The organism is Leifsonia sp. NPDC056665, from assembly GCF_042791795.1.
Lineage (GTDB): Bacteria > Actinomycetota > Actinomycetes > Actinomycetales > Microbacteriaceae > Leifsonia.
In genome coordinates this window covers 72,000-97,092 of the sequence record NZ_JBHTXK010000003.1, presented here as the reverse complement: position 1 = coordinate 97,092, position 25,093 = coordinate 72,000, and the positions used below count along the sequence as shown (strand labels likewise).

Below are 25,093 nucleotides of genomic sequence, written 5' to 3'. Positions count from 1 at the left end.
GGGTGGGCGGCGTGACCGACCGACTCCGGATCCTCCACCTCAGCGACACCCACCTCTACGGCGACGGCCGTCTCCAGTACGGGCTGGTCGACACGCGCGCCGCGCTCGACCGCGTGCTCGCTCGCGCCGGCGAGCTGGAGGCCGTCGACCTGGTGGTGGTGTCCGGCGACCTGTCCGACGACGGGAGCGCGGCGTCGTATCGGCTGCTGCGGGGGCGGCTCGAGCCGTGGGCCGCTGAGCGCGGAGCGGCGGTCGCCTACGCGATGGGGAACCACGACCTCCCTGACGCCTTCGAGCAGGTGCTCGGGGAGCGCGAACGGGTCTTCTCTGTCCAAGGCTTCCGGGTGGTGACCGTCGACACGACCGTCGCCCGGGCCGGGTACGGACTCGTCGGCGAGGAGCGGCTCGCGCGGCTTCGGAGGGTTCTCGCCGAGCCGAGCGCGAACGGGACGGTCGTGGTGCTGCACCATCCGCCGGTCCCGCCGACGACGGGGCTGTTCGAGACGCTGCGGCTGATCGACCCCGACCCGCTTCTCGACCTCTGCTCGACGGGGGATGTGCGGCTGATCCTGGTCGGCCACTACCATCACGCGCTCGTCACCTCGGCGGGCGTCGGCGGCATCCCGGTGGTCGTGGCGCCGGCCGTCGCCAACACGACGGACGTGCTCTGGCCGCCGCCGCGGGAGCGCGCCGAGCGCGGGGCCGGGTTCGCGCTGGTGGAGCTGTCCGGCGACGGCACGGTACGTGCCCAGTTCGTGCGCGCGCCCGCCGCCGGTGACGGCGAGACGGTCTATGACCTCGACGCGGATGCGATCGCGCGGATCGCGGCCGACGCCGGCTGGAAGGGCGAGGCATGAGCGGCGGCGCGGGCTACTCGGGGACGCCGCTCTGGAAGAAGCTCGGGCTCAAGCCGGGGATGCGCGCGCAGCTCCTGCACGCCGACCCGGGCTGGGCGGTGCCCGTGGAGGACGGGCCGGTGGACGTGGAGTGGCTCGCGGAGGGCTCCGCCGAGCCGGCTGGGCTGATCGTCGCGTTCTACCGGGAGGCGGCCGACTACGTCGCCGAGCTCGACGCGCTGGCGCCGCGCATCCACCCGGCCGGGATGATCTGGGCGGCCTGGCCGCGGAAGGCTGCCGGCCACGTCAGCGACATCGACGAGAACCTCATCCGCGACACCGCGCTCGCCCGCGGCCTCGTGGACGTCAAAGTCGCCGCGATCTCCACCGACTGGTCCGCCCTCAAACTCGTCCACCGCCGCACCAACCGCTGACCCCCGCAATCTCTCCCGGAGTTGTGTACGCTCCGGCCCGGCGTGTTGCGTGCACAACTCCGGAACTGATGGGTGGTCAGGCGAAGGGGACGTGCTGGAGGACCCAGGCGTGCATGGCGACGGCGGCCGCGGCCGACGCGTTGATGGAGCGGGTGGAGCCGAACTGGGAGATCTCGACCACGACGTCGGCGGCCTCCAGGGCGGCGTCGGACAGGCCGGGGCCCTCCTGACCGAACAGCAGTACGCACTCGCGCGGCAGCGCGTACGTCTCGATCAGCACCGAGCCCGGCACGTTGTCGACGGCCACGATCGGGAGGCCGGTCTCCCGCGCCCAGCCGACGAACGCCGCCACGTCGTCGTGGTGGACGACGTGCTGGTAGCGGTCGGTGACCATCGCGCCGCGCTTGTTCCAGCGGCGCCGGCCGATGATGTGCACCGTGTCCGCCGCGAACGCGTTGGCGCTGCGCACGATCGAGCCGATGTTCATGTCGTGCTGCCAGTTCTCGATCGCCACATGGAACGGGTGCCGGTGCTCGTCCAGGTCGGCGACCACGGCCTCCATCCGCCAGTAGCGGTAGCGGTCGATCACGTTGCGGGTGTCGCCGTGACGCAGCAGCTCGGGGTCGTAGCGGTCGTCGTCCGGCCACTCGCCGGGCCAGGGGCCGACGCCGTGCGTGGTCAGCTCGGCGGACGGCGGCAGGTCGCCGGGCTGCGGCATCTCGGGACTCACCGACTCAGCGTAACGGGAGCAGCATCGCGGGGTCCCTTCAGGGGCCGGAAACCCTCCCGCAACCCCCGGGCAATATGCTGGGGACGTCACTTCACCATCGGAAGGGGTCCTGCGTGGCGCGACGCGACGAGATCGAATGCTGGCTGACCGACATGGACGGCGTCCTCGTCCACGAGAACTCCGCGCTCCCCGGAGCGTCCGCGCTGATCCAGCAGTGGCGCGACCAGGGCACGCCCTTCCTGGTGCTCACCAACAACTCGATCTACACCCCGCGCGACCTCGCGGCCCGGCTGCGCGCCTCCGGCCTCGACGTGCCGGAGGAGTCGATCTGGACCTCCGCGCTGGCGACGGCCGACTTCCTGAAGTCGCAGAAGCCGGGAGGCAGCGCCTACGTCATCGGCGAGGCCGGGCTCACGACCGCCCTGCACGAGGCGGGCTTCATCATGACCGACACGAACCCGGACTACGTGGTCGTCGGCGAGACCCGCAGCTACTCGTTCGACGCGATCACGAAGGCCGTCCGCCTGATCGGCGCCGGGGCACGCTTCATCGCGACCAACCCGGACGCCACCGGCCCCAGCGCCGAGGGTCCGCTTCCGGCGACGGGCGCGGTTACGGCGATGATCACCAAGGCGACCGGCGGCATGGAGCCGTACGTGGTGGGCAAGCCCAACCCGATGATGTTCCGCTCGGCGCTCAACCGCATCGGCGCGCACTCCGAGAACACCGCGATGATCGGCGACCGGATGGACACGGACGTCGTCGCGGGCATCGAGGCCGGCCTCCACACGATCCTGGTGCTGACCGGGATCAGCGACCAGGCCGAGATCGACCGCTACCCGTTCCGTCCGGACGAGATCCTGTCCGGGGTGAAGGAGCTGGTCGAGGCCGTTCCGGTCGAGACGGACCTCTGAGTCCGCGCGCCGGTCAGCCGGTCGGGCCCGGTCCCGCCACCGAGGACGTCAACGGCTGGCCGCTGGAGCGGTTCGCGAAGCAGTAGTAGGACCGCTGTCCGCTCGTCCACTGCGCCTCGGTCGCCGGGAACGCGCCCTGGACCTGGAGGTCGGGGTACGCGGCGGCGGCGCTCAGGTCGACCACACCTGAGGCCGTGCACAGCGTGTTGATCTGCTGCGCGAGCGCGTCGGCGCCCGGGTAGGGCGCTGCCGGGTCGGCGGAGACGAGGTTCGTGTAGACGAGCTGCGCGGAGTGCGCGGCCGTGCAGTCCACGACGGTGAAGGTCTCCGCCCACGGGTTCGTGTACGGCTGGACGCACTCGCCGCCGCCGAGCGTGTTCCACGCGTGGGTGCCGGGCCCGACCGCCGCCGCGGGCTTCGGGCTGACCGTGGGGGTCGGCGTGGGCGTCGGCGTCGGGGTCCTCGACGGTGTCGTGGACGACGAGGCCTTCGGGGCGGCGGCGGACGCGCCGAACAGCGACGGGAGGCGCGTGCCGAGCGCGAACAGGCCGACCAGGACGAGCAGGACCGCGAGGACGCCGAGGATGAGGAAGAGGCGGCGGTTGGTGGGCGGGTGCGCGGAGGACGGCGGGGCGGGGGGTGTGGAGGTTGGAGGTGCGGGGGTGGTGGAGGTGGTGGGGGAGATCCAGGGGGCCGGGGTGGCAGCGGCGGCCGAATCGGCTGCCGACGCCGGCTGCGCGTCACTGGGTGGCGGAGTCGTGTCGCGGGCTGCCGCGGCGGCGTCGAACGCGACGGTCGGCGTGTCCAAGGCGTCGAAGGCCACGGTCGGGGTCAGAAGGGCGTCGAATCCGCCCGTCCCGGAGCCGACCTGCGGACCCTCCAGCCCGGCCGACGGCTCGTCGAACGCGAACCCTGCGGAGTCCTCCGACTCGGGGGTGGCGTGATGGGCTGCGGCTTCGTGCCGCGGGAGCGCGTCGGACTCCGGCTGAGCGTCCTGCTCCTGCTCGGCCGCGAGCTCGGGGAAGAGGATGGCGTCGATCCCCAGGGCGGCCGCGGGGAGCAGCGGTTCGGCGCCCGGCGTCGGCGCCTGGTCGGCCTGCAGCGGGGGCTCGCCTGATGGAACTGCCGCGCCGTGCCCGACCGGCTCGGCGGATGACGGCTCGACGCGCGCGGTGGGCTCGCCGAAGGGCGCCTGATCGACTGGCGCCGGCAGACCCTGGCCGGCTTCGGCGGCCGGGCGCTGGGCGTGATCGGCCTCCTCGTCGTGGGAGTCGTCGGGCTCCTCGCCGATGCCGAAGTCACCGAAGAGCGCGGCGATGCCGTCCTGCTCCTCGTCCGGCTCGTGGGCGGCGTCAGACGCGGGAAGGTCGGTCGCCCGCTCCGGTGTCGAGTCGGCGAGCGGCGCAAAGACATCCGGTCCGGCAGCGGAGGCCGCGGCGAGCGCCTCCGCGTCGAACGGACTGGTCGCGGGAGACGGCGGCGCGCCGAGGACCGCCTCGGTCTGGGCGGCCCCGTCGAACGCGGCCGGCGCGACGCCCGGTTCACTGAGGGGAGTCGGAGTCGGAGCGGCATCGTGGCCGTCGCCGGCACCTCCGACCGCCGACCACGCTGCTGCCTGCGCCTCCGCCGCGGCCCGCGCTGCCGCGGCCTGCTCCTCGGCGCGGGCACGCTGGTAGGCCTCCGCCTGTGCCTGGGCTTCGGCTCTTGCCTGCGCCTGCGCCTCAGCTTGCGCCTGGGCCTCCGCCTGGGCTTCGGCCTGGGCCTGGGCTTCGGCCTGGGCCTGCGCTATCGCCTGCGCCTGGGCATCGGCTTTGGCCTGCTCCTCCGCTTGGGCTCCCTCATCGGCGTCAGCCTGCGCCTGGGCGTCGGCTTCGGCCTGGAGTGCGTCCTTGCGGGTCAGCGGGGCGGCCTGGATCGGGATGATCCCCGTGGTGTCCCCGAGCAGCGGACGCGGAGCGGGACGCTCCTCCTCGAACATCCCGAGCAGCGCCGCCAGCCCGTGGCCCTCGACGGGGCCGGTCGGAGTGGGGTCGGACACTGCGGGCTCGGTGGTGGCGGGCTCGGCAGCGGTCGGCTCGAACGCTGCAGGCTCGGACACTGCGGGTCCGGGGGCCACAACCTCAGAGGCCTCGGTTTCGGGCGCGGTGGGCTCGTGGGTGGCGAAGCCGGGAACCGCCTGATCGGCTGTGGTCGGCTCCAGAACCTCATCGGGGCCGGAGAAGCGGTCGCCGACCTCCGGAGGCTGCGGCATGCGCAGCGCGGCCACGAAGCCGCTCGGCTCGAACGGCTGGGTCGGCGGCGCGACAGCGGGCGGGGCCGGCTCGGTCGGCGCGGCAGCGGGCGGGGCCGGCGTGGTCGGCGCGGCAGCGGGCGGGGCCGGCGCGGTCGGCGCGGCGGGCGGCTCCTGCAGCGGGGCCGACGCCTCCTGCGGCGTCAGCGCGGCGGGCGACCCCGACAGCACGTCCGACGCCTCCTGCGGCGTCAGCGCGGCGCGAGAATCCCGCACCGGGGCCGGCGACTCCTCGAACGTCGGCGCAGGCGCGGCGCTCGGCTCCGACATCGAGTCCGGCACGGGTAGAGCAACAGTCGGCTCGTCGCCGGACTCCGGGGCGACGGGAAGAACCGCCGTCGGCTGCGAGGGCGTCGGCTCGACGAAGTTGGAGCGGCGGACGGGAGGAACGTCGTCCTGGGCGTCCGGGGCCTCGGCGTTCGCCTCGCCGAGCAGGGATGGCGCGTCAGGCTCCGGGCTCTCGCGGGACGTCAGGTTCCAGGTGAAGCCCGGGGCGGTCGGGGCGATGGGCGTCGCGTCCGGCAGGGCGGCGGCGCTCTCGTCGGCCGTGGGCTCGGGAGCGTCCGGCTCGCGGAGGAGGTCCTCGAACGCGGACGAGGGCGCGGGAACCGAAGGGACAGGTGCCGAAGGAACGGGAGCGGCAGGCTCAACCGCTGCCACAGACTCGTCAGGAGTGGGACTCGCCGAAGCGAGAGGCCAGAGCGGCGCGGAACCGGCGGGCTCGGTCGGAGCAGCATCGGCAGGCGCAGCAGGCTCCGCCGGAGACTCGGGCGAAGCCGGGGAAGCGGGGAACTCCGGCGCAGCATCCGCGGACGAAGCCGGCTCCTCCGGCTCAGACCCCGCGGCCCCACGCGGCGCACCTGTCGAACCCGGCGCCGGCGGCCGCGTCAACGGCCGCCCGCCGCTGAGCTGAGCGAGGAACCACTCCGAGCTCCCCACCTCCGGCTCGGACGGCTGCTCCGGCTCCGGCTGCTCCCCCGCCGGGGGTTCGCGGTGTTCCGCCACTACGCCAGCCCCAGATCCTCGAGGCCGATGGCGGCGAAGTACGGGTAGCCGGCCGACTCGATGACCTCGCGCGCGCCCGTGTTGCGGTCGACGACCACGGCGACGCCAGCGATCTCGGCGCCGACCTTCTGCAGGGCCTCGATGGCCTTCAGCGGGGAGCCTCCGGTGGTGGACGTGTCCTCCAGGACGATCACGCGCTTGCCCTCGAGGTCCGGGCCCTCGACCTGCTTGCCGCGGCCGTGGTCCTTCGGCTCCTTGCGGACGACGAACGCGTCGTACGCGAGGCCGCGGGCGGCGCCCTGGTGCAGGATCGCGGCGGCGACCGGGTCGGCGCCCATCGTCATCCCGCCGACCGCGACCACGTCCGGCACCTCCGCGATCAGGTCGATCATGACCTGGCCGATCAGCGGCGCGACCCGGTGGTCGAGGCTCACCTTGCGGAGGTCCACGTAGTAGGTGGCCTTCTTGCCGCTGGTCAGCGTGAAGTCGCCGTGGAAGACCGCCTCGGCGGAGATGAAGTCGATGAGCTGCTGTCGTGCGTCCGTCACGTCTGACATTCTACGGTTAACCCGTTCCGGCAAGGGGGTCGGCGGTCCCCGATACGATCGGGGCATGCGCGTCGCCACCTGGAATGTGAACTCCATCCGCACCCGAGTCGCACGGGTGGTGGACTGGATGGTCCGGGAGGACGTGGACGTCCTGGCCATGCAGGAGATCAAATGCAAGCCGGAGCAGTTCCCGTACGAGGCGTTCGAGGCGGCCGGTTACGAAGTCGTCCTGCACGGCCTCAACCAGTGGAACGGCGTCGCGATCGCCGCCCGGCTGCCGATCGAGGACGTCGAGATCGGCTTCCCCGACATGCCCGGGTTCCTGAAGGACCACGACGGCCCCGACCTCCCGAAGGAGGCCCGCGCGATCGGCGCGACGGTCGACGGGGTGCGACTGTGGAGCCTGTACGTCCCGAACGGCCGCTCGCTCGACGACCCGCACTACGTCTACAAGCTGGACTGGCTCGCCGCCCTCGCGGCGGACACGCAGCGTTGGCTGACCGAGAACCCCGGCGAGCAGCTCGCGCTGATGGGCGACTGGAACGTCGCGCCGCTCGACTCCGACGTCGGCGACCCGAGCCTGGTCCCCGGCGCCTCCACGCACATCTCGCCGCCCGAGCGCACCGCGTTCGCCGCGTTCGAGAAGGCCGGCCTGACGGACGTCGTTCGGCCGATCGTGCCGGACGGCTACACGTACTGGGACTACAAGCAGCTGCGCTTCCCGCGCAACGAGGGGCTGCGGATCGACTTCATCCTCGGCTCGACGGCGTTCGCCGACCGGGTGACGAACGCGAGCATCCACCGCAACGAGCGCAAGGGCGACGCCCCGAGCGACCACGTGCCTGTGCTGGTCGACCTGGCGGAGGCCGCGACGGGGGAGGACGACGACGACCGGCCGATGATCTGGTGACCTCGCCGCGCTGATTGCGCCGCGTGCCGCTTCGCGGTATCCCGGACTCATGCGCACCGAGCCGCCACGCCCCCAGGCCATCGCCCTCCTCGTCGCCTTCGGCGTGCAGTTCGCGCTGGGGATGCTGCTCAACCTGTTCGTGGAGCTCCCGAAGACCCATCCAGGCAGCACCGGAGGCGAATACTTCTCGCGATCGTTCACCAGCCTCGGCTGGGCGCTCAGCGGCGGCGCCGGCCCGGCGCTCCTCGTCCACGCATGGCTCGCCCTCCTGCTCGCGCTCGGGACGCTGGCTCTGTTCGTTCGTTGCGTGGCGGGACGCGTTCGCGGCTGGCGCTGGCTCACCGGCGTCGCGGCCCTCTTCACCGTGGGCGCGTTCTTCAACGGGATGAGCTTCGTGGACTACGGGGAGGACTTCAGCTCGGCGATCATGGCGGGGTGCTGGCTGATCGCGGTGTCGTTGCTGGTGACGGCGGTCGTGCGGCGGGGGCGGGAGGTTGTGGTCAGCGCGTGAGAGCGCGCGACGATGCAAGGAGCGTGTGGTGACCGCTGATGTCTAGAAGAGCGTGACCTTCACGATCGTCACCGGCCCACCGCTGATCGCCACCGGGCCTGTGGTCTTGGGTCCTGTGATCGTGGCGTTGCCGGACTTCCATTGCAGTTGCCTGGTGCGGATTCCGTTGGTGTAGGTGCTGACGCCGCCGACGCTGACAGCCATACTGCCCGTGCCCTGATACCCGCGGTACGGGCTCGAGTACAAGCACATGTCGGTGGTGGTGCAGCCCGGGCCGATGATGCTGACGCCTCGGCCCTGGATGTTGGGGCGCGTGCCTACGACCGCGCCTGTCTCCGCATCCACGACGGTCACCGTGTCGAAGCGGGGCGCGAGTCTTGGGAACGACGGCAGTTGCTGGTCCCGCGGCACCTCGTGAATGCCGCCCTCGTCCGCGCTCGCAGCCGGCGCGGCGACGAGCAGGCCGCCGAGAGCGAGTGCAGCAGCTCCGGCTGCAGCGGTGAAAATGCGCTTCGTCTTCATCGGTGGGTCCCTTCGTAGGTATAAAATTTTCGATGTCAGACGACAATTTCACAGATATGGCGGCCTGCGCAAACCCTCCTCCCCGAACTTCCGTTACGCCGCGTTGCACCCCGCCAGCGCCCGCTGGGCCGCTGTCGATAGCGTCGAAGCGCCATGCCTTCCACCACACCCGCGTCCGCGTTCTCCGTCGACTTCGTCGGGGTCGGGCGGGCGTTCGCGGGGCCTCGGCGGCGCGGGATCGCGCCCAGCGCGAGGACCGTGCTGCGGGACGTCTCGCTGAGCGTGACAGCCGGGGAGGTCGTCGCGATCCTCGGCGCCAGCGGCTGCGGCAAGTCGACGCTCCTGCGCATCGCGGGCGGGCTCGACTCGCCCACGGCCGGGGCGGCGCGGATCGACGGGTCGCCCGTCGCGGGGATCGACGGGCGGTGCGCGGTCGGGTTCCAGGAGCCACGGCTGCTGCCGTGGCGGTCGCTCGCCGACAACGTCGCACTCGGGCTGCCGCGCGGGCTCGACCGGACAGAGCGGCGCGAGCAGGTCGGGAGGCTGCTCGAGCTCGTGGGGCTGGAGGCGTCCGCCTCGCTGCGGCCGCGGGAGGTGTCCGGGGGGATGGCGCAGCGCGCCTCCCTCGCGCGGGCGCTGGCCCGCAACCCGGGAGTGCTGCTGCTGGACGAGCCGTTCGGGGCGCTCGACGCGCTCACGCGGCTGCGGATGCAGGACCTGCTCCTCGACGTCCACGCCGCGAATCCCGCCACCATCCTCCTCGTCACGCACGACGTGGACGAGGCCCTCCAGCTCGCCGACCGCGTCATCCTGCTGGGCCGCGAGGACGGCCGTGACGGCGCGACCATCCGTCGCGTCGTCACGGTCCCCGGCTCACGGCCGCGCGACCGGGGCTCCGCGGCGCTCGCCGAGCTCCGGGCCGAGCTGCTCGATGGGCTCGGGATCGACCGGCACGGGAGGGCGCTCGACGACCTTCAGTCCTCCACAATTCCGGTCTTCCCCTACTAGTCCACAGATTCACCGGATCGCGCCCGGCCCGCCTGCGCATCCGGGAGGCTCGAACCACAGCACGAGCCACCAGGCATCACCAGACACGAGAGGCACCCAGCATGCACCGCAGACCCACGATCGTCACCGCCGTCACCGCCCTCGCCGCCGCGGCCGCCCTCCTGCTCTCCGGGTGCGTCGCCGGGGAGGGCGCGGCCTCCGGCTCCACCGCCGGGGTCACGAAGGGCGGGACGCTCAACATCGACTTCGCGACCTACAACCCGCTCAGCCTGGTCATCAAGAAGGAGGGCTGGCTCGAGAAGGCGCTCACGAAGCAGGACATCACGGTCAACTGGGTACAGTCGGCGGGGTCCAACAAGGCCAACGAGGCGCTCCGCTCGGGCGCGATCGACGTCGGGTCCACCGCGGGCTCCGCCGCGCTGCTCGCACGCACCAACGGGTCCGCGATCAAGACGATCGACATCTTCTCGCAGCCCGAGTGGTCGGCGCTCGTGGTCGGCCCGAACTCCCCGATCACCTCGGTGAAGGAGCTCAAGGGCAAGCAGATCGCGGCGACCAAGGGCACCGACCCCTACTTTTTCCTGCTGCAGGCGCTGGAGGCCAACGGGCTGTCGGCGAGCGACGTCACCATCCAGAACCTCCAGCACGCCGACGGCTGGGCGGCGCTGCAGAACGGCTCGGTGCAGGCGTGGAGCGGGCTCGACCCGATCATGGCGAACGCCCAGAAGTCCGGGGCGAAGCTGCTCTACCGGAACGTGAAGTTCAACACGTACGGGTTCCTCAACGCGACGGAGTCCTTCCTCACCTCGAAGCCGGACGTCGCGCAGACCGTGGTGAACACCTACGAGTACGCGCGCGCCTGGGCGCTGAAGCACCCGGACGAGACGGCGAAGATCCTCGCGGACGTCGCCGGGATCGACCAGGCGGTGGCGACCACGGTCATCACCGAGCGCACCAACCTCGGCGTCTCGAACATCCCCGGCCCGGCACAGCTCGCGGTGCTGAAGAAGGTCGGCCCGATCTTCGTGGAGTCCGGCGACGTGCGCACGCAGTCCGACATTGACACGGCGCTCGGCAGCCTCCTAAACCCGACCTTCGCCAAGAAGGCCGACCCGAGCGCGATCGGGGGCTGAGCGCGGGATGAGCTACCAGAACGCGCCGGATGGCGACGGCCCGCTGATCGTGGTCGGTGGACCGGGCGGGGGCGGCACCTCCGTCGCGCGCCAAACGCCGAGGGAAGCCGCGCCGAGGGAAGCCGCGCCGCGCGAGGCCTCGCCGCGGGAGGCCTCGCCGCGCACGCCGTTCCTCTCGCGCCGCTCGGTGCGGGTGCTCGGCGGCGCGCTGATCCCGGTCGTGCTGCTCCTCACCTGGCAGCTCGCCTCGACGTCCGGTGCGTTCTCCTCCGCCCAGCTCCCCACGCCCGCGATGGTCGTGCAGGCCGGCGTCGACCTCGCGCAGCGCGGCCTGCTCGGCCTCTACATCGCGATCTCGACGCAGCGCGTCCTCATCGGCTTCGCGTTCGGCGCGGCGCTCGGGCTGCTGTTCGGCGCGATCGTCGGGCTGTCTCGTCTGGGCGACACCCTGTTCAGCCCGACGCTCGGCGCGATCAGGGCGGTGCCGTCGCTCGCGTGGGTGCCCCTGCTGATCCTGTGGTTCAGGATCGGCGAGGACTCCAAGATCATCCTCATCGCGATCGGCGCGTTCTTCCCGGTCTACACGACCGTCGCCGCCGCCCTCCGGCACGTCGACCGGCAGCTCGTGGAGGCCGGGCGCGCGTTCGGGCTCGGCGGGGTGCGGCTGTTCACGACCGTGCAGCTGCCGTCGGTGCTGCCGTCGGTGGTGTCGGGACTGCGGCTCGCGCTCGCCCAGGCGTGGCTGTTCCTCGTCGCCGCGGAGTTGATCGCCTCCTCGATGGGGCTCGGCTTCCTGCTCAGCGACTCGCAGAACAACGGCCGCACCGACCGGCTCTTCCTCGCGATCATCCTGCTCGCGATCCTCGGCAAGCTGACCGACTCGCTGGTCGGACTGTTCGAGCGGTGGGCGAGCCGCCGCTGGGCGTGACGCCCCGCTGGGCCTGACACTCCGCTGGGCCTGACGCCCTCTCCCACCATCCCGGGTGACTGTCGAGCCCCTCGCCTGCTTCGGCGACCCCGCCTAGCGTCGTCGCCGAATCCGCACGCATCGAGGAAAGGAATCGGCCCATGACCGCAGTGACCGAGAGCATCGACGTGAACGTCCCCGTCACCACCGCCTACAACCAGTGGACCCAGTTCGAGAGCTTCCCGCAGTTCCTCGACCAGGTGGAGGACATCCGCCAGGTCGACGCCACCACGAACCACTGGCGCGTGAAGATCGGCGGCGCGACCCGGGAGTTCGACACCGTCATCACCGAGCAGCACCCGGACGAGCGGGTGGCCTGGAAGAGCGTGGCGGGCGACGTCGTCCACGCGGGCGTCGTCACGTTCCACCACCTCGCCGCGGACAGCACGCGCGTCACCGTGCAGTTCGACTGGCAGCCCGGCGACGCGCTGGAGAAGGTCGGCGCAGCGCTCGGCGTGGACGACCACGCCGTCAAGAAGGACCTGCGCAACTTCAAGGAGTTCATCGAGGCGCAGCCCGCGGAGACGGGCGCCTGGCGCGAGGACGTCGACCGCGGAGGCCGCGCCTGACCCTGCACGCCTCTGCTACATTCTCACCCCAGGAATGTCATATCTCACGGTGAGTGCTCGCCGGGAGACAGGGAACGAGAGAACGGGCCGTCACCATGAAGCCTGGGGAGCAGCCGCCGGATCGGAGATTCGCGCGGCTGCTCCTGAACTACGACGACACGCGCCGCAGGTTCAGCGAAACGACGGTCCCGCTGCTCTGCACGACCACGGAGTCGCAGACCTTCCGCACGGCCGTGAGCGGCGCGATCGTCGGCGGCATCGTGCTCAACGCCATCAGCGGCTCGCGGCACACGGTCGAGCAGCCCCACCAGCAGGGCGGGAGCGAGACCGGGGCCAACACGATGATCCACATCCAGCTCACCGGGGAGAGCACGCTGGAGCAGGACGGCCGTGCTGCCGTGGTGCGGGCCGGCGACATCACCGCGTACACCGCCGCTCGCCCCTTCCTGCTCGACCACGGCGGGGAGAGCCTCATCGTGCGGATCCCGCACCGCGCGCTGCCCGTGCCCGCGAGCACGGTCGACGAGGTGGTGGCGGTGCGGTTCGAACGGGAGCGTCCCCTCGTCGGCATCGTCCACCCGCTCGCCGCGCAGCTCGGCCGCACCGCTCACCGTCTGGAGGGCGGCGCGGGCCGGCGCCTGGTCGAGAGCGCGGTCGGGATGCTCGGCGCCGTCGTGGTGGAGGCGCTGCAGGATCGCGAGACCGGCACGATGGGGTCCCAGCTCGACGAGGTCATCGAGTACATCGAGGTGAACCTCTCCCGGCCCGACCTCACGGTGGCGGAGATCGCGAGCGCCAACTTCATGTCCGTGCGCAAGCTCCACGCGCTCTTCGGGGAGCACGACAGCACCGTCGCCGCCTGGGTGCGGTCGCGGCGCCTGGACCGCTGCCGGAGCGACCTGGCCGACTCGGAGTTCGGCGCCCTCCGGATCGGCGAGGTCGCTGCGCGCTGGGGGTTCAAGGACGCGGCGCACTTCAGCCGGCTCTTCACCGGCCGGTACGCCACATCGCCCCGTGAGTTCCGGGCCTCCGTCGCGGGCGTCGCGGCGCGCGGGCGAGTAGCGGGACCGCGCGCGACCCCGCCACTCGTTGCTGTGCCGCTCTAGCGGCTACGTCCGGCTCGACCTGCGCTTCATCGCCTGCCCGAGCGCGAGGCAGCCGCTCGTCACCAGCAGCACGACGGCGAGCGCCGCCGGCTTCCACGCGTTCGTGAGCGCGTCGCCGGTCGTCGCGAGGACCCCCGCCGGGGCGGCGTTCGAGCTCGCCGGGGTCACGCCCTCCTCGTCGACCGTCCCGGGGTCGAGGGGCGCGACCACGATGTCGGTGTCGTCGTCCGCGCAGACGGCCCCGGTCACCGGGTCGTCCTCGCAGACGCCCTCCGAGGTGATGGACGCGGTGTTCACGATCGACGCGCCGTGCTCGACGTCGGCTCGGACGTTCGCCGAGACGACGATCTCGCGCCGCTCCCCCACGGCAAGCTCGCCGAGTTCCCACACGAGCGTCGAACCGGACGACGCCGCACTCGGCGCGACCGAGGACTCCACGAAGTCCAGGTGCTCGGGGAGCTGGTCGACCACGACCACGTCCGGCGCGGGGATTTCCCCGACGTTGGCCGCTACGAGCACGTAGTCGAGGCGCTCGCCCGCGGTCACGACCGTCCGGCCGTCGTCCTTGGCGATCGACACGGCGGACAGCGTCAGCGGGTCCTGCGGCGGCGGGCCGACCGGCCTGGGGTCCTCGGCGAACGGGACCTCGAAGGAGGCCGCGAACAGGTTGGAGAGCACCGTCTTGATCTGATCGTTCGCCGCGCGGACCCCGCTGCCGAGCGGCGACCCGCCGCCCAGGGCGTGCGTGAAGGTCTTCCGGAAGCCGAGCGTCACCGGCTTGTCGAGCCGCTTCTTCTTCGTGACGCGGATGCTGCCGTCTGCCGAGGTCGTCGCCCCGAGGTAGTCGTCGTAACCGGGCGTGGAGGTGGCGGGGTCGACCTCCAGGGTGAAACCGCGGAGGGCGTCGGCGTCGGTGAGGGTGACCCGGTCGGCGAACGTGATGGGATCGGACGCGAAGTCCGGGGTCGCCTCGAAGCGGGCGAGCAGCGCGTCGAGCTCGGCGTGGAGCGCGGGCAGGTCGACGGGCTCGACCGACACCGTGACCCCGCCGGGCCCGATGGTCCGCCGGTCCACGGAGAAGTCGCCGCGCTCCAGATACGGCAGGGGCTCGAGGAGGTTGTCCTTGGCGAACAGGTACCAGGCCTCGACCTGCGCCGCGAGCATGACCTCCGACGCCTCCCCGGTGCCGAACGTCAGCGGCCGGCTGCCGTCGGTGGCGATGGAGAGGCCGCGCTCCCGCGCCAGCTGGAGGCCCGCGTTGAGGACCCGCGAGATGCGGACAGCGGTCTGCGGCGGAACCACGGTCGCGAGGTCGAAGTACTCGGACCCGTCCGGCACCTGGTAGTCGACGTGCAGGATGTCGATGCAGACCAGGATGCTGTCCGGCCGGTACGTCCCGGTCGCCGGGTCCACACCCAGGAAGTAGTACGGGATGCCCCAGACGGGCGCTCCGCTTGCCAGCCTCAGCTTCGGGGTGTGCAGCCCCTCGTGCGCCTTCTCGATCCGGTCGACGTCGAGGTCGACGCGGCGGTAGGTCGCCCCGAGGAGGGTGTCGGTCGCCTCCCAATGGAGGCCGGAGAAGTCGCGTGGGGCGGCCTCCGCGCGGGGCGCCGACGCGGTGAGGGCGCCGAGTCCGACGCCGAGCGCGACCACGAACGCCAGGGCCGACCCGATCCGTGTTCCGATCCGTTTCATGATGCGTTGCCTTTCGAACGAACGGGCCCGGTTTCGGCCCGCGCATCCAGGCTCGGCGACAGGAGCGGCTCGGCGGCGCGCGGCTGCACGGATATCCAGGTCCGGTCGTGAGACCGGCACGGATCGTCACGTCAGCGGCCGGTGAACTCGTCCATCGAGCTGTAGACGCCGAACAGGCGCCCGACGGCGTCCCAGGCGCGAGTGGGGAGGACGCCCTTCAGCGTCTTCGCGAGACCCACCGACCACGGCAGCAGCAGGACCGGCTTGCCCGCGAGCATCGCCCGCCAGACCCGGTCGACCACGTACTCCGGGGTGAGGATGGGGGTGAGCAGAGGCCCGCGGGCGCCCTCGAACATCCCGGTGTCGATGTAGCTCGGCGCGACGGTCGTCACCTTGACGTGGCCGTAGCCCTCCTGCTCCAGTTCGAGGCGGAGGCTGTCGCTCCAGTTGATGACGGCGGACTTGCTCGCCGCGTAGACGCTCATGCGCGGGTTGGCCAGGGTGCCGGCCGCGGAGGCGATGTTGACGATGCGCGCCTCGCGGGCGCTGGCGATCATCCCCGGCAGGAACTCCCGCGTCGTGTACATCGGCGCCAACGCGTTGACCTGCATGGTCGCGCGGGTGTCGTCGCCGTTGTCGTGCTCCCAGAAGAACTTGCCGCGGACGATGCCGGCGTTGTTGACGAGCACGTCCACGCCGTCGAGCTCCTTGCGCACCGACTGCGCGGCCTGGGCGATCCCGCCCAGCTCGCGGAGGTCGACCACGTACGGGTGGATGCGCGTCCCGGAGGCCGAGCCTCCGGCGCCCGAGCTCGGCGAACCGGCAGGCGCTCCCCAGGCCGTGACCGTGCGGCCCGCGAGAACCTCGGCGCGCAGCCGATCGGTGAGCCGGGTGAGGCCGGCCTCGTCGCGATCCCACAGCACGACGTCGCGGGCGCCCTCCCGGACCGCGCGCTCCGCATACAGGAGGCCCATCCCGGACGCCGCGCCGGTGATCAGGACCCGTGCGCCTCGAACCGTTCTCGCCATTGGTCCATCATCTCAGGCCCCCTCAGCTCCGGCGAGGCGCGGCCCGATACGCGGCCCTCGTCTCGGCGTCGAGATGCTCGGTCGCGTACGCGAGCATCGTGCGCGGCATCCGGCCGGCGTGCTCGTCGAGGAAGCCGGTGAGCAGCGCGCGGTCGACCCGCTTGCCGGTCTCGCGCAGCATCCAGCCGACCGCCTTGTGCATGAGGTCCTCCGGGTCGTCCAGCAGGCGCGCGGCGAGCTCCAGCGTCGTGGAGGCGTCGCCCGCCTTGAGGAACGCGAAGGTGGAGAGCACGGCGACCCGGCGCTCCCACAGCACGGGACTGGCGGCGAGCTCGTCCAGCAGCCCGCGCGGGCGGTCGAGGAGGAACTCGCCGAGCACGTACTCGGCGGAGGCGTCCACGAGGTCCCAGTTGTTCACACGTCCGTCGCGCACGGCCTGGAGGTAGAAGGCGGCCAGCCGCTCGCGCTCGGCGTCGTCGCGGGTGCGGACGCCGCTCGCCCGGGCGAAGGCGGCGTTCAGGACGATGAGCCCGGCCAGCCGGTGCTCGTGGACCGGGCTGTCCAGCAGCGCGCGGACCTCCAGGAGCGGCAGGCCGGCGAAGCGCTTCGCGACCGCGCGGGTCTGCGGCACGCGCACGCCGAGGAAGACGTCGCCCTCCCCGTACTCGCCGGGGCCGGTCTTGAAGAAGCGCTGCAGGAAGACGGCGTCGGCCGGGTCGGCCACCGCGGCCAGCGCCTCCCTGACGGCGCCGGCGGTCTGCTCCGGAGTCACGTGAGCACTCTAGGGGTTTGCGGCGAGGGCGGCGGGTTCGCGGGGTGCCCGGCCTTTCCCGAATGCACCGGCACCCCGCGAGCAGCCTCCCCTCGAGCTGCACCGGTCGGCACGAGTGACGTACCGGCATGTGAGAGAGCGGGCCTCCGGGAATCCATGACGCGGCGGAGGGGTGAAAACCCGCGCGACGGGATTCGTCATGGAACCGGCGTCCGGCGCTCTCTCTGACACGGCCGTCTCCCGGCGACGCCGACCAGTCCCGATCCGGAGAGCCCGTGACCCGTCTCGCTGCCCGCAAGGATGCCATCGATGCCCTGTCCGACAGTCAGCTCGTCGACCGCACCCGCGGAGGGGATCAGCGCGCCTACGCCGAGCTGTGGCAGCGGCACTATCGCGCGGGCGTGACCGTCGCGCGCTCGTACACGACCGCCTTCGACCCGGACGACCTGGTGTCGGAGGCGTTCACCCGGATGTTCGCGGCGATCGCCGACGGCGGCGGCCCCACCAGCGGCTTCCGGCCCTACCTGTTCACCGTGATCCGGAACACCGCGGCGAGCTGGGGTCGCCGGGCGGCGCACGAGATCGCGATCGAGCACGCCGAGGAGATCGAGGACCTGCGGTTCACGGAGGCGAACCGGCTCGATGAGCTGGACCGCTCGCTGGCGGCCACCGCCTTCCGCGCCCTGCCGCCGCGGTGGCAGGAGGTGCTCTGGCACACGGAGGTCGAGGGCCTGCCGCCGCGGGAGGTCGCACCGCTGCTCGGGATGAGCGCGAACTCGGTGGCGGCGCTGGCGGTCCGGGCCAGGGAGGGGCTGCGCACCGCCTGGATCCAGGCCCACCTCGCAACGGTGCCGGAGGGTTCAGAGCACCACTGGGCGATCGAGCACCTCGGCATCGGCCTGCGCAAGCGGCTGGCGGCGAGCGTGCAGCGGCGCCTGGACGCGCACCTCGAAGAGTGCGCGGACTGCCGCGTCGCCGCCGTGGAGGCCGCCGAGGCGAACAGGCACATCGGGTTCGTCCTCCTCCCGCTCGCGGCGGGCGTCGGGGGCGCCGTGGCGTACGCGAGCGGTGCGCGGGAGGGCGAGGCGGCCCCGGCGAGCGCGGCGGAACCGGCGACCGGGGTGGGATGGCGGGCGTGGGGGCCGAGGGGCGTCGTGGCCGGGGCGGCCGTCGTCGCGGCGACCTCGATCGTGGCGACCTCGATCGTGGCCGTCTCGCTCGGGGTCGCGCCACGCGAGACGGTGTCGGCGCCGGTGGCGGATCTCGCGAGGCCGTCGGCGACGGCCGCGCCCGGAGTCCCTGCCGTGGGTTCCGAGGGGAGGCCTGCTCCGGCGCCCACGCCCGTCGCCCCTCCGGCGTCGGTGCCGGAGCCGGTTCCGCACCCGACCGCCGATCACTCGGCCGATGGCGCCACCGCTGCGCAGGCGGCTCCCGGCGCGGTCCTCGCGCCGACCGCGCCGCCGACGCAGGCTCCCATGTCGACGCCGACGCCGATCCCGCATCCGACTCCGTCACCAACTCCGAGCCCGACACCAAATCCGACGTCGACGCCGACCCCGGTTCCGACTCCGACATCAACCCCGACTCCGACACCAATCCCCACGCCCACCGCGCCTTCCCCACCAGCCGGCCGCGCGCCCGCACACACCCACACCCACGGGCACGGTCAGCGAACTCACAGGACCGGCAGCGTCACGCCGAGAGGTGAAATCGCTCCTTAACTTCAGAACCAGTCGCGATCACCCGATCCGCGCCCTGCTGGTCCGCACCCGAAGACCCGAGCCCTCGGAGGACCCCGACGTGCCTGCGCCCACCCTGCCCTCCGCACGCGCAGCCGCGCGCCGGCTCGCCGCAGTCGTCTCCGCCCTCCTCATCTGCGCGGTCGCCCTGGTCGCGGGCGGGCCGGCGCTCGGCGCGGGCGGCTCCGCGAGCCTCTCGGTGACGATCACGCCCGCGACCACGCCGATCCCGGCCGGCGCGACCGCGCAGTGGACCGTGAACTACCAGTGCTCGTCGGTCGACCCGTCGGTCACCTCCTGCGCGAACGCGGTGATCGCCGTCAACGTCGACGCGCTCTCGCCGCAGGGCCACCCGATCACCTGCGCGGTGGGCGGCTCGACAGCGAACGGCGACTTCAACGCCACGTCCACCGGTTTCATCGGCTCCGGCGCCGGCAAGAGCATCCCGGTCGGCGCGTCCGGTCAGCTGACCTTCGCGTGCAAGACGGCCGCCGGCACCACGCCGGACCAGTCGACGCTCGCGGCCACGGCGACGTTCAGCTCCGACTCGGCCGGCGCACCGGCAACGGCCACGGCGGCGCCGATCGTGATCACGGCGAAGCCCGTCCTGAACGTCACCAAGGTCCTGGAGGGCGACTCGGTCCTCGACGGGATCACGGCGTACCAGATCTCGGGAACCTTCAACGACTTCATCCTGGCCAACGGGGACTGGAACACGACCAATCCGACCCTGGTGGACACCCTCCCCGCGGGGGCGGTCTTCGTCAGCGCCACCAACGGCGGCGTGTACGACCCGGCGACCAACACGGTCACCTGGCCGTCCAGTTCCGCGGCCAACAACTCCACCATCGGCGCCACCGTCGACGTGACCTATCCCTCCAGTGCCTTCGGCCCGACCAGCACGGTGACCAACACGGCGAAGCTCACGGCGACGACCGTCACCGACCCGACCACCGTGTCGGCGACCGCGAGCGTCTCGCACACCTTTGCGAACGCCTCGGCCGGGTCCGGCCTCTTCACCAAGTCCGTGTCCCCGAACGTCGCGGCCACGAGCGCGATCTTCAAGACGGCCGACTACAACTGGAACCTCGAGGTCAGGAACACCGGCCAGGTCCCGATCGGCGGCACGCTCTACGACTATCCGCCGTGCGACAGCGCACCGCTGAGCGACTCGCTCCCGCAGGACTGCCGAACCCCCGGCTTCACGGTCACGGAGTTCGACCGAGTCCCGTCCGGGTCGGTGTTCACCTTCTTCCTCGCCGACGGCACGACCCAGGCCGTGACGAAGTCCACGGACGGGACCGTTCCGTACGTCGTCCCCGCCGGCTGGATGATCGCGGGCTACTCGATCGTGCTGCCGCCGTACGCCGTCAATCCGGGGACGACGCTCTACATCAACGTGGACGGTCACCTGACCGCGGGCGACGGCTACGTGCCGATGACGCAGACCAACTGCGCTCAGTGGTCGATCACGAACGCGCCGCCGACGCCGATGGCCACCCTCGGCGACACGGACAAGTCGTGCGCCGTGGCGTACTTCACGAACGCTGCCGCGTCGCTGCTGATCCGCAAGTCGTACACCGGCGGCCCGAACGCCCTGCTCTCGGGTCAGGTCGCGCCGTGGAGCCTCCTCGTCTCCAACACCGGGGTCGCCGGCGACCCGCACTACCTCGACGCCCCGGTGCACATCACCGACACGCTTCCGGCCGGTGTGAGCTACGTGCCGGGCAGCGCGGTCGTGACCAGCGCCTCCGGGGCCTACACCTACGATCCCGCCTACACGACGGCCGGCCTGACGGTGACGCAGAGCGGGCAGACACTGACGTTCTCCTTCCTGCCCACAGCGATCCTGAACCGGCAGCAGGCCTTCACGATCCAGTTCTCCACGGTCGTGAACCCCGGTGTGGGAGCCACGACGCAGACCAACACCGCCAGCGTCTGGGACGACGCGGACCCGACGTGGGCGCCGACCCCGAGCAATGGCACGATTTCGGCCGCGTCCTTCGCGACCGGGACCTCGGCGCAGGCCGGCGCCCAGAAGGAGGTCAAGGGCCAGTTCGACAGCCGGTTCCTGTTCTCGGTCCCCGGCTCGCCCGCCGTCGGCACCTCTCCGGACGGGGGAACCTCCCAGTGGCGACTGAACATCGGCTCGCTCGGCTCGACGCCGATCAGCGACCTGGTGGTCTACGACGTGCTCCCCTCCGTCGGTGACACCGGGGTGTCGGGAGGCCAGAGCGGCGTGGCCCGCGGCTCCCAGTTCCAGCCGGCGCTCGCGGGCGCGCTGACGCTCCCGGCGGGGGTGACGGCGACGTACTCCCTCAGCACGAACCCGTGCCGCCCCGAGGTCTACCCGAACCAGCCCGTGGGGTGCGGCCCGACCTGGCTGACCGCCGCCCAAGTAACCGACTGGACGCAGGTGCGCGCCGTCCGCATCGACGCCTCGGCGCTGACCTTCCAGCCGGGCCAGACGGTGGAGGTCGACTACGCGATGAACCTTCCGGCGTCGGCCGCCCCCGGTCAGGTCGCCTGGAACTCGCTCGCGTACGCGGCCTCCAGCCCGAACGGTCCGCTGCTGCCGGCCGAGCCGGTGAAAGTCGGCATCCGGGTCGCGACGCCACCGGCCGTCATGATCACGAAGACCGACGCCGCGGGGAACCACGCGCCGACCGCCGGCACCGCGGTGACGCTCGACGCGACGAAGACGACCGGCCTGACCTTCACGGTGACGAACACCGGAGGCGAGCCGCTGCAGAACGTCACGGTGAGCGACGCGATCATCGCCGGCTCGGCGACGGTCACCGGGCTGAGCTGCGCCTTCCCGGACGGATCGACCGGCACGCAGTGGGCCGGTCCGCTGGCCGTCGGCGCGACCGTCCACTGCACCGCGACGCTGAGCGCGCTCGGCTTCAACGCCGTCCACGCCGACGACGCGACCGTGACCGGCACCGGTGCGTTCACCGGAGCGCCCGTCACCGCCGACGACCAGTACCACGCGCAGACGCCGGGCGCTCCGGCGATCGTCCTGCCGCTCACCGGAGGCCTCGGCACCGATGTCATCGCCTTCGCGGCGACCGGGACGTTCGCGGTGGCGGCGGCGCTGGCCGCGTGGCAGCTCCGGCGCCGGATCCGCAGGCTCCCGCGCTGAACGCGGCGGGCCCCTCCCACCCGTACACAGAACAGGAAACCCATGACCCTCACGAGAAGACTCACCGCCGCGATCGGCGTCGGCGCCCTCGCCCTGCTGGGGGCGGCGGCGTTCGCCGGGCCTGCGAACGCGGACACGACCGGCGGCAACGCGCCGGCGGGCCCGTACACCCTGACGATCACGAAACTCCAGAATCCCCCCGGTGGCGGAACCCCCACCGACGGCACCGTCCAAACGAACGGCCTCACGCCGATCCCCGGCGTGGTGTTCAGCGTCGCGCCGGTCACCGGCGTCGACCTCACGACGCCCGCGGGCTGGACCACCGCTGCCGGCCTGGCGGTGAACAGCGCGGGCCAAGTCGTCGGCGGTGGCTCCACCTACACGACCGGCGCCGCGACCGCGTTGCCGGCCACGGGCGGCTCCGGTGTCACCTCGTACACGACCTCCACGCCGGCCGTCTACGAGGTCACCGAGACGAGCGCCCCGGCCGGCACGGAGCTCGGCGCGCCGTTCCTGGTGTCGCTGCCGCTGCCGCAGGGCGGGAACTGGCTGACGAACGTGTTCGTGTACCCGAAGAACACGGTGCAGGGCGCCCCCGTCAAGTCGGTCGACGACACGGGCGTCTACGGCGTGGGCGCCGCGTCGCTCAACTGGAGCGTGGCGTCCACCGTCCCGAACCAGGTGGCGGGGGACGCGTTCACCCAGTACTCGCTGACCGACCCGCTGGACGCCCGGCTGACACCGCCGGCTCCGGCGATGGTGACGGTGTCCCTGGCCTCCTCGACCGGCGCGGCGATCACGCTGCCGGCGGCGGACTACACCGTCGGCGTGTCCGGACAGACCGTGACGGTGGACTTCACCGCCTCCGGGCTCGCCCTGCTCACGGCGAACCCGGGCGCGGTCGTCACCGCGACGATCCCGACCGTGGTCGGCGCGGTCGGCAGCGGGACGATCCGGAACATCGCGGACCAGACCATCTCGACTCAGACGGGCACGAGCGTCACCACGCCCTCCAACCCGGTCCAGGACACCTGGGGCGACGTGAGCCTCCACAAGGTCGACCCGAACGGGAAGGCGCTCGCGGGCGCGCAGTTCCAGGTGTTCACCTCCGCGTCGGACGCGCAGACCCTGACGAACCCGGTCGCGGTGAACGGAGCCACCACCTTCACCTCCGACGCCTCGGGCGCCGTCGCGATCGACGGCCTCAAGGCGCAGAACGACGGCGTCGGCGCGGACCTGACCTACTACCTGGTGGAGACGCAGGCCCCGGCCGGGTACACGATCGCGCCCGCGTTCGCGCAGGCGGCCGGCGGGTACGCGCAGACGGTGGCCCCCGGCGCCGCCAACCCGACCGTGACGGTCACCGACCCGCAGGCGCCGCCGATCGCACTGCCGCTGACGGGCTCCACCGGAACGACGGTCTTCGTCGTCGGCGGGCTCGCCCTGGCGGCCCTCGCGGTCGCCGTGGCCGTGCTCGTGATCCGTCGCCGCGCCCGTGAGGAGAGGCCGGCCGCGTGATGTCCCCGCAGCACGGGAGGGCCGCCACCGGGAGACGATGGCGGCTCTCCGCCCTGTCGGTGGCGGTCACCATGCTGTGCCTCCTGGGCGTGAGCGTCGCGCTCTACCCGGCGACCGCGAGCTGGTTCAGCGCCGAGCAGGAGGCCGCCCGGATCGCGCAGTACGGCGACGCGGTGACGGCCATCGGACCCGCCAGCCGCTTGCACGCGCTGAAGGAGGCCGCGGCGTACAACTCCGCGCTCACCGGCGGCGGCGCGGTGAAGGCGAACGAGCGCGTGCCCGTCGGCACCGCCGCCGCGCTGCCGCCGGGCTTCGACTACGACCGGCTCCTGGCCGCGAACGCATACGGCCTCATGGGGCGCATCGTCATCCCGTCCATCGGCGCGGACCTCCCGATCTACCACGGCACCAGCGACGCGACCCTCGCGGAGGGCGTCGGCCACCTCGAGGGCACGTCCCTCCCGATCGGCGGCCCCGGCACGCACGCCGTGCTCGCCGGTCATCGCGGGCTCGTCTCGGCGACGCTGTTCACGAACCTCGACCGGGTGCGCGGCGGCGACACCTTCACGATCTACGTCTTCGGCGAGACGCTCACCTACCGCGTCTCGGACATCGCGGTCGTCGACCCGGACCAGACCAAGACGCTCGACCCGGTGGCGGGGAAGGACCTCGTCACCCTGGTGACCTGCACGCCGCTCGGGATCAACAGCCAGCGGATCCTCGTGACGGGCGAGCGGGTGACGCCGACCCCGGAGGCCGCCGTGACGCGCGGGCACGAGCCGGCAGCCGGGCCCGGGTTACCCTGGTGGGCCGGCGGGTTCGCGGCCGCGGTGGTCGCGGGCGCCGGCTACCTCTGGTGGTCGGGCCGGTCCCGGGTGCGCCGTGGGTAGGCGGACGGCCGCCGCGGCACGCCGTCGCCGGCCCGGTCCGGTGCGGCTCGTGATCGCCCTCCTGCTGTGCGCCGTGGCGGTCGTCGCGGGCGGCGTCGCCGTGTCGGCGTACCTCGGCGGGAGCGAGCCCACCGACATGCGCGGGAACCCCGTCGACCTCCCGGCGCCGTCGCGAGCCGTGCAGCAGAGGACGAACGCCGTCGCCCAGGTCGCCGGGATGACCCTGCGGGTGCCGTCCGCCGGGCTCACCGTGCGGCTCGGCGAGCTGAACGAGGTGGACGGCGTGATCGACCCGCCGGGATTCTCCTCCGCCTACCTGGTGCGAAACTACGGCACGCAGCTCGACCGCGCCGGTCTCGGGACGGTCTTCGTGGTGATGCACTCGTGCCGCGGCGGAGCGGTGTGCCCCGGAAACTACCTGACCGATCTGACGGCGGGGACCGCGTCGGTCGCGGTAGGCGCCGACGTCTACGTCGGCGGCCTCCACTACCGGGTGGCGGGCTCGGAGACGGTCTACAAACCGGACGTCCACGCCGACGCCGCACTCTGGGCGGACGTCCCTGGACGGCTGGTGCTGCTGACCTGCCTCCAGACGCCCGCCCAGACCGCGTCCATCGACAATCTGGTCGTCACGGCTCAGCTCGTCACGACGCGGTGACTCCCGGAGCGCTGAACCGCGCCACCCACTCGGCGTAGGTGTGGTCCTCCCCGATGGGGCAGTCGCAGGAGATGAGGATCCACTCGCCGGAGCGGGAGGCGAGCATGCGCTCGACGTGCGGGATGGCGACGGAGTTCGTGCGTGCGGTCATGTTCAAGAGACCCG

General features: G+C 72.3%; 23 protein-coding genes. 15 read left to right on the top strand and 8 right to left on the bottom strand.

Annotated elements, in window-relative coordinates; translation table 11 throughout:
* The first annotated feature begins 11 nt into the window (after positions 1 to 11).
* A complete protein-coding gene (locus tag ACFQ9V_RS04770; protein WP_382458020.1) occupies positions 12 to 857 on the top strand; it encodes a metallophosphoesterase family protein in 846 nt (281 codons plus the stop codon).
* Complete coding sequence (locus tag ACFQ9V_RS04765) at positions 854 to 1,270, top strand: DUF3052 family protein (RefSeq protein ID WP_382458019.1); 417 nt, start codon at positions 854 to 856, stop codon at positions 1,268 to 1,270. The genes ACFQ9V_RS04770 and ACFQ9V_RS04765 overlap by 4 nt, the downstream gene beginning before the upstream one ends.
* Before the next feature lie 76 nt (positions 1,271 to 1,346).
* On the opposite strand, the gene ACFQ9V_RS04760 is transcribed toward ACFQ9V_RS04765, so the two are convergent.
* On the bottom strand, positions 1,347 to 1,988 hold the full coding sequence (locus tag ACFQ9V_RS04760; RefSeq protein WP_382458179.1) for a TrmH family RNA methyltransferase: 642 nt from the start codon (positions 1,986 to 1,988) through the stop codon (positions 1,347 to 1,349).
* 125 nt (positions 1,989 to 2,113) lie between these two features.
* Between ACFQ9V_RS04760 and ACFQ9V_RS04755 the strand changes: the two genes are divergently transcribed.
* On the top strand, positions 2,114 to 2,914 hold the full coding sequence (locus ACFQ9V_RS04755) for an HAD-IIA family hydrolase (protein WP_382458018.1): 801 nt from the start codon (positions 2,114 to 2,116) through the stop codon (positions 2,912 to 2,914).
* Positions 2,915 to 2,927: 13 nt separating this feature from the next.
* Here ACFQ9V_RS04755 and ACFQ9V_RS04750 read toward each other — a convergent pair whose 3' ends face one another.
* Positions 2,928 to 5,864: a hypothetical protein gene (locus ACFQ9V_RS04750; protein ID WP_382458017.1), complete on the bottom strand. Its 2,937-nt coding sequence runs from the start codon at positions 5,862 to 5,864 to the stop codon at positions 2,928 to 2,930.
* A gap of 344 nt (positions 5,865 to 6,208) precedes the next feature.
* Positions 6,209 to 6,757, bottom strand: coding sequence for an orotate phosphoribosyltransferase (gene pyrE / locus ACFQ9V_RS04745; RefSeq protein ID WP_370055060.1), 549 nt, complete (start codon positions 6,755 to 6,757; stop codon positions 6,209 to 6,211).
* Between the two features lie 64 nt (positions 6,758 to 6,821).
* Here pyrE and ACFQ9V_RS04740 point away from each other — a divergent pair, with 64 nt between their 5' ends.
* Entirely contained in the window at positions 6,822 to 7,667 is an 846-nt protein-coding gene (locus ACFQ9V_RS04740) for an exodeoxyribonuclease III (protein ID WP_382458016.1), read from the top strand.
* Positions 7,668 to 7,716: 49 nt separating this feature from the next.
* Positions 7,717 to 8,178 (top strand): hypothetical protein, encoded by a 462-nt coding sequence (locus ACFQ9V_RS04735; protein ID WP_382458015.1) that lies wholly within the window; start codon positions 7,717 to 7,719, stop codon positions 8,176 to 8,178.
* 42 nt (positions 8,179 to 8,220) lie between these two features.
* On the opposite strand, the gene ACFQ9V_RS04730 is transcribed toward ACFQ9V_RS04735, so the two are convergent.
* Complete coding sequence (locus ACFQ9V_RS04730; RefSeq protein WP_382458014.1) at positions 8,221 to 8,700, bottom strand: hypothetical protein; 480 nt, start codon at positions 8,698 to 8,700, stop codon at positions 8,221 to 8,223.
* 153 nt (positions 8,701 to 8,853) lie between these two features.
* On the opposite strand from ACFQ9V_RS04730, the gene ACFQ9V_RS04725 reads away from it, so the two are divergent.
* From ACFQ9V_RS04725 to ACFQ9V_RS04705, 5 genes are all read left to right on the top strand, one after another.
* Positions 8,854 to 9,708 carry an ABC transporter ATP-binding protein gene (locus tag ACFQ9V_RS04725; protein ID WP_382458013.1) on the top strand — a complete coding sequence of 285 codons (855 nt, stop codon included), beginning with the start codon at positions 8,854 to 8,856 and terminating at the stop codon, positions 9,706 to 9,708.
* 101 nt (positions 9,709 to 9,809) lie between these two features.
* A complete protein-coding gene (locus ACFQ9V_RS04720) occupies positions 9,810 to 10,841 on the top strand; it encodes an aliphatic sulfonate ABC transporter substrate-binding protein (protein WP_382458012.1) in 1,032 nt (343 codons plus the stop codon).
* 7 nt (positions 10,842 to 10,848) lie between these two features.
* Positions 10,849 to 11,769, top strand: a complete 921-nt coding sequence (locus ACFQ9V_RS04715) for an ABC transporter permease (RefSeq protein WP_382458011.1) — start codon at positions 10,849 to 10,851, stop codon at positions 11,767 to 11,769.
* Positions 11,770 to 11,909: 140 nt separating this feature from the next.
* On the top strand, positions 11,910 to 12,377 hold the full coding sequence (locus tag ACFQ9V_RS04710) for an SRPBCC family protein (RefSeq protein WP_382458010.1): 468 nt from the start codon (positions 11,910 to 11,912) through the stop codon (positions 12,375 to 12,377).
* 95 nt (positions 12,378 to 12,472) lie between these two features.
* Positions 12,473 to 13,483 carry a helix-turn-helix domain-containing protein gene (locus ACFQ9V_RS04705; RefSeq protein ID WP_382458009.1) on the top strand — a complete coding sequence of 337 codons (1,011 nt, stop codon included), beginning with the start codon at positions 12,473 to 12,475 and terminating at the stop codon, positions 13,481 to 13,483.
* 3 nt (positions 13,484 to 13,486) lie between these two features.
* Here ACFQ9V_RS04705 and ACFQ9V_RS04700 read toward each other — a convergent pair whose 3' ends face one another.
* From ACFQ9V_RS04700 to ACFQ9V_RS04690, 3 genes are all read right to left on the bottom strand, one after another.
* Complete coding sequence (locus ACFQ9V_RS04700) at positions 13,487 to 15,178, bottom strand: DUF11 domain-containing protein (protein WP_382458008.1); 1,692 nt, start codon at positions 15,176 to 15,178, stop codon at positions 13,487 to 13,489.
* A gap of 131 nt (positions 15,179 to 15,309) precedes the next feature.
* Positions 15,310 to 16,206, bottom strand: coding sequence for an SDR family NAD(P)-dependent oxidoreductase (locus ACFQ9V_RS04695; RefSeq protein WP_382458007.1), 897 nt, complete (start codon positions 16,204 to 16,206; stop codon positions 15,310 to 15,312).
* 22 nt (positions 16,207 to 16,228) lie between these two features.
* Positions 16,229 to 16,978, bottom strand: a complete 750-nt coding sequence (locus tag ACFQ9V_RS04690) for a DNA alkylation repair protein (RefSeq protein WP_382458006.1) — start codon at positions 16,976 to 16,978, stop codon at positions 16,229 to 16,231.
* Between the two features lie 275 nt (positions 16,979 to 17,253).
* Here ACFQ9V_RS04690 and ACFQ9V_RS04685 point away from each other — a divergent pair, with 275 nt between their 5' ends.
* From ACFQ9V_RS04685 to ACFQ9V_RS04665, 5 genes are all read left to right on the top strand, one after another.
* Positions 17,254 to 18,699 carry a sigma-70 family RNA polymerase sigma factor gene (locus tag ACFQ9V_RS04685; RefSeq protein ID WP_382458005.1) on the top strand — a complete coding sequence of 482 codons (1,446 nt, stop codon included), beginning with the start codon at positions 17,254 to 17,256 and terminating at the stop codon, positions 18,697 to 18,699.
* 79 nt (positions 18,700 to 18,778) lie between these two features.
* Positions 18,779 to 21,862: an isopeptide-forming domain-containing fimbrial protein gene (locus ACFQ9V_RS04680; protein WP_382458004.1), complete on the top strand. Its 3,084-nt coding sequence runs from the start codon at positions 18,779 to 18,781 to the stop codon at positions 21,860 to 21,862.
* 42 nt (positions 21,863 to 21,904) lie between these two features.
* Positions 21,905 to 23,380, top strand: coding sequence for a SpaH/EbpB family LPXTG-anchored major pilin (locus tag ACFQ9V_RS04675; protein WP_382458003.1), 1,476 nt, complete (start codon positions 21,905 to 21,907; stop codon positions 23,378 to 23,380).
* Entirely contained in the window at positions 23,380 to 24,270 is an 891-nt protein-coding gene (locus ACFQ9V_RS04670; RefSeq protein ID WP_382458002.1) for a class C sortase, read from the top strand. Before ACFQ9V_RS04675 ends, ACFQ9V_RS04670 begins: the two co-directional genes overlap by 1 nt.
* A gap of 49 nt (positions 24,271 to 24,319) precedes the next feature.
* On the top strand, positions 24,320 to 24,928 hold the full coding sequence (locus ACFQ9V_RS04665) for a class F sortase (protein ID WP_382458001.1): 609 nt from the start codon (positions 24,320 to 24,322) through the stop codon (positions 24,926 to 24,928).
* Here the strand turns inward: ACFQ9V_RS04665 and ACFQ9V_RS04660 are convergent.
* Positions 24,915 to 25,079, bottom strand: coding sequence for a hypothetical protein (locus ACFQ9V_RS04660; protein ID WP_382458000.1), 165 nt, complete (start codon positions 25,077 to 25,079; stop codon positions 24,915 to 24,917). The genes ACFQ9V_RS04665 and ACFQ9V_RS04660 overlap by 14 nt on opposite strands.
* Between the last annotated feature and the right edge of the window lie 14 nt (positions 25,080 to 25,093).

Coding starts and splice junctions, on each gene's coding strand:
- ACFQ9V_RS04765 (WP_382458019.1), top strand. CDS start 854: ATGAGCGGCGGCGCGGGCTACTCGGGGACGCCGCTCTGGAAGAAGCTC.
- ACFQ9V_RS04760 (WP_382458179.1), bottom strand. CDS start 1,988: ATGCCGCAGCCCGGCGACCTGCCGCCGTCCGCCGAGCTGACCACGCAC.
- ACFQ9V_RS04740 (WP_382458016.1), top strand. CDS start 6,822: ATGCGCGTCGCCACCTGGAATGTGAACTCCATCCGCACCCGAGTCGCA.
- ACFQ9V_RS04735 (WP_382458015.1), top strand. CDS start 7,717: ATGCGCACCGAGCCGCCACGCCCCCAGGCCATCGCCCTCCTCGTCGCC.
- ACFQ9V_RS04730 (WP_382458014.1), bottom strand. CDS start 8,700: ATGAAGACGAAGCGCATTTTCACCGCTGCAGCCGGAGCTGCTGCACTC.
- ACFQ9V_RS04725 (WP_382458013.1), top strand. CDS start 8,854: ATGCCTTCCACCACACCCGCGTCCGCGTTCTCCGTCGACTTCGTCGGG.
- ACFQ9V_RS04720 (WP_382458012.1), top strand. CDS start 9,810: ATGCACCGCAGACCCACGATCGTCACCGCCGTCACCGCCCTCGCCGCC.
- ACFQ9V_RS04715 (WP_382458011.1), top strand. CDS start 10,849: ATGAGCTACCAGAACGCGCCGGATGGCGACGGCCCGCTGATCGTGGTC.
- ACFQ9V_RS04710 (WP_382458010.1), top strand. CDS start 11,910: ATGACCGCAGTGACCGAGAGCATCGACGTGAACGTCCCCGTCACCACC.
- ACFQ9V_RS04705 (WP_382458009.1), top strand. CDS start 12,473: ATGAAGCCTGGGGAGCAGCCGCCGGATCGGAGATTCGCGCGGCTGCTC.
- ACFQ9V_RS04700 (WP_382458008.1), bottom strand. CDS start 15,178: ATGAAACGGATCGGAACACGGATCGGGTCGGCCCTGGCGTTCGTGGTC.
- ACFQ9V_RS04695 (WP_382458007.1), bottom strand. CDS start 16,206: ATGGCGAGAACGGTTCGAGGCGCACGGGTCCTGATCACCGGCGCGGCG.
- ACFQ9V_RS04675 (WP_382458003.1), top strand. CDS start 21,905: ATGACCCTCACGAGAAGACTCACCGCCGCGATCGGCGTCGGCGCCCTC.
- ACFQ9V_RS04670 (WP_382458002.1), top strand. CDS start 23,380: ATGTCCCCGCAGCACGGGAGGGCCGCCACCGGGAGACGATGGCGGCTC.
- ACFQ9V_RS04660 (WP_382458000.1), bottom strand. CDS start 25,079: ATGACCGCACGCACGAACTCCGTCGCCATCCCGCACGTCGAGCGCATG.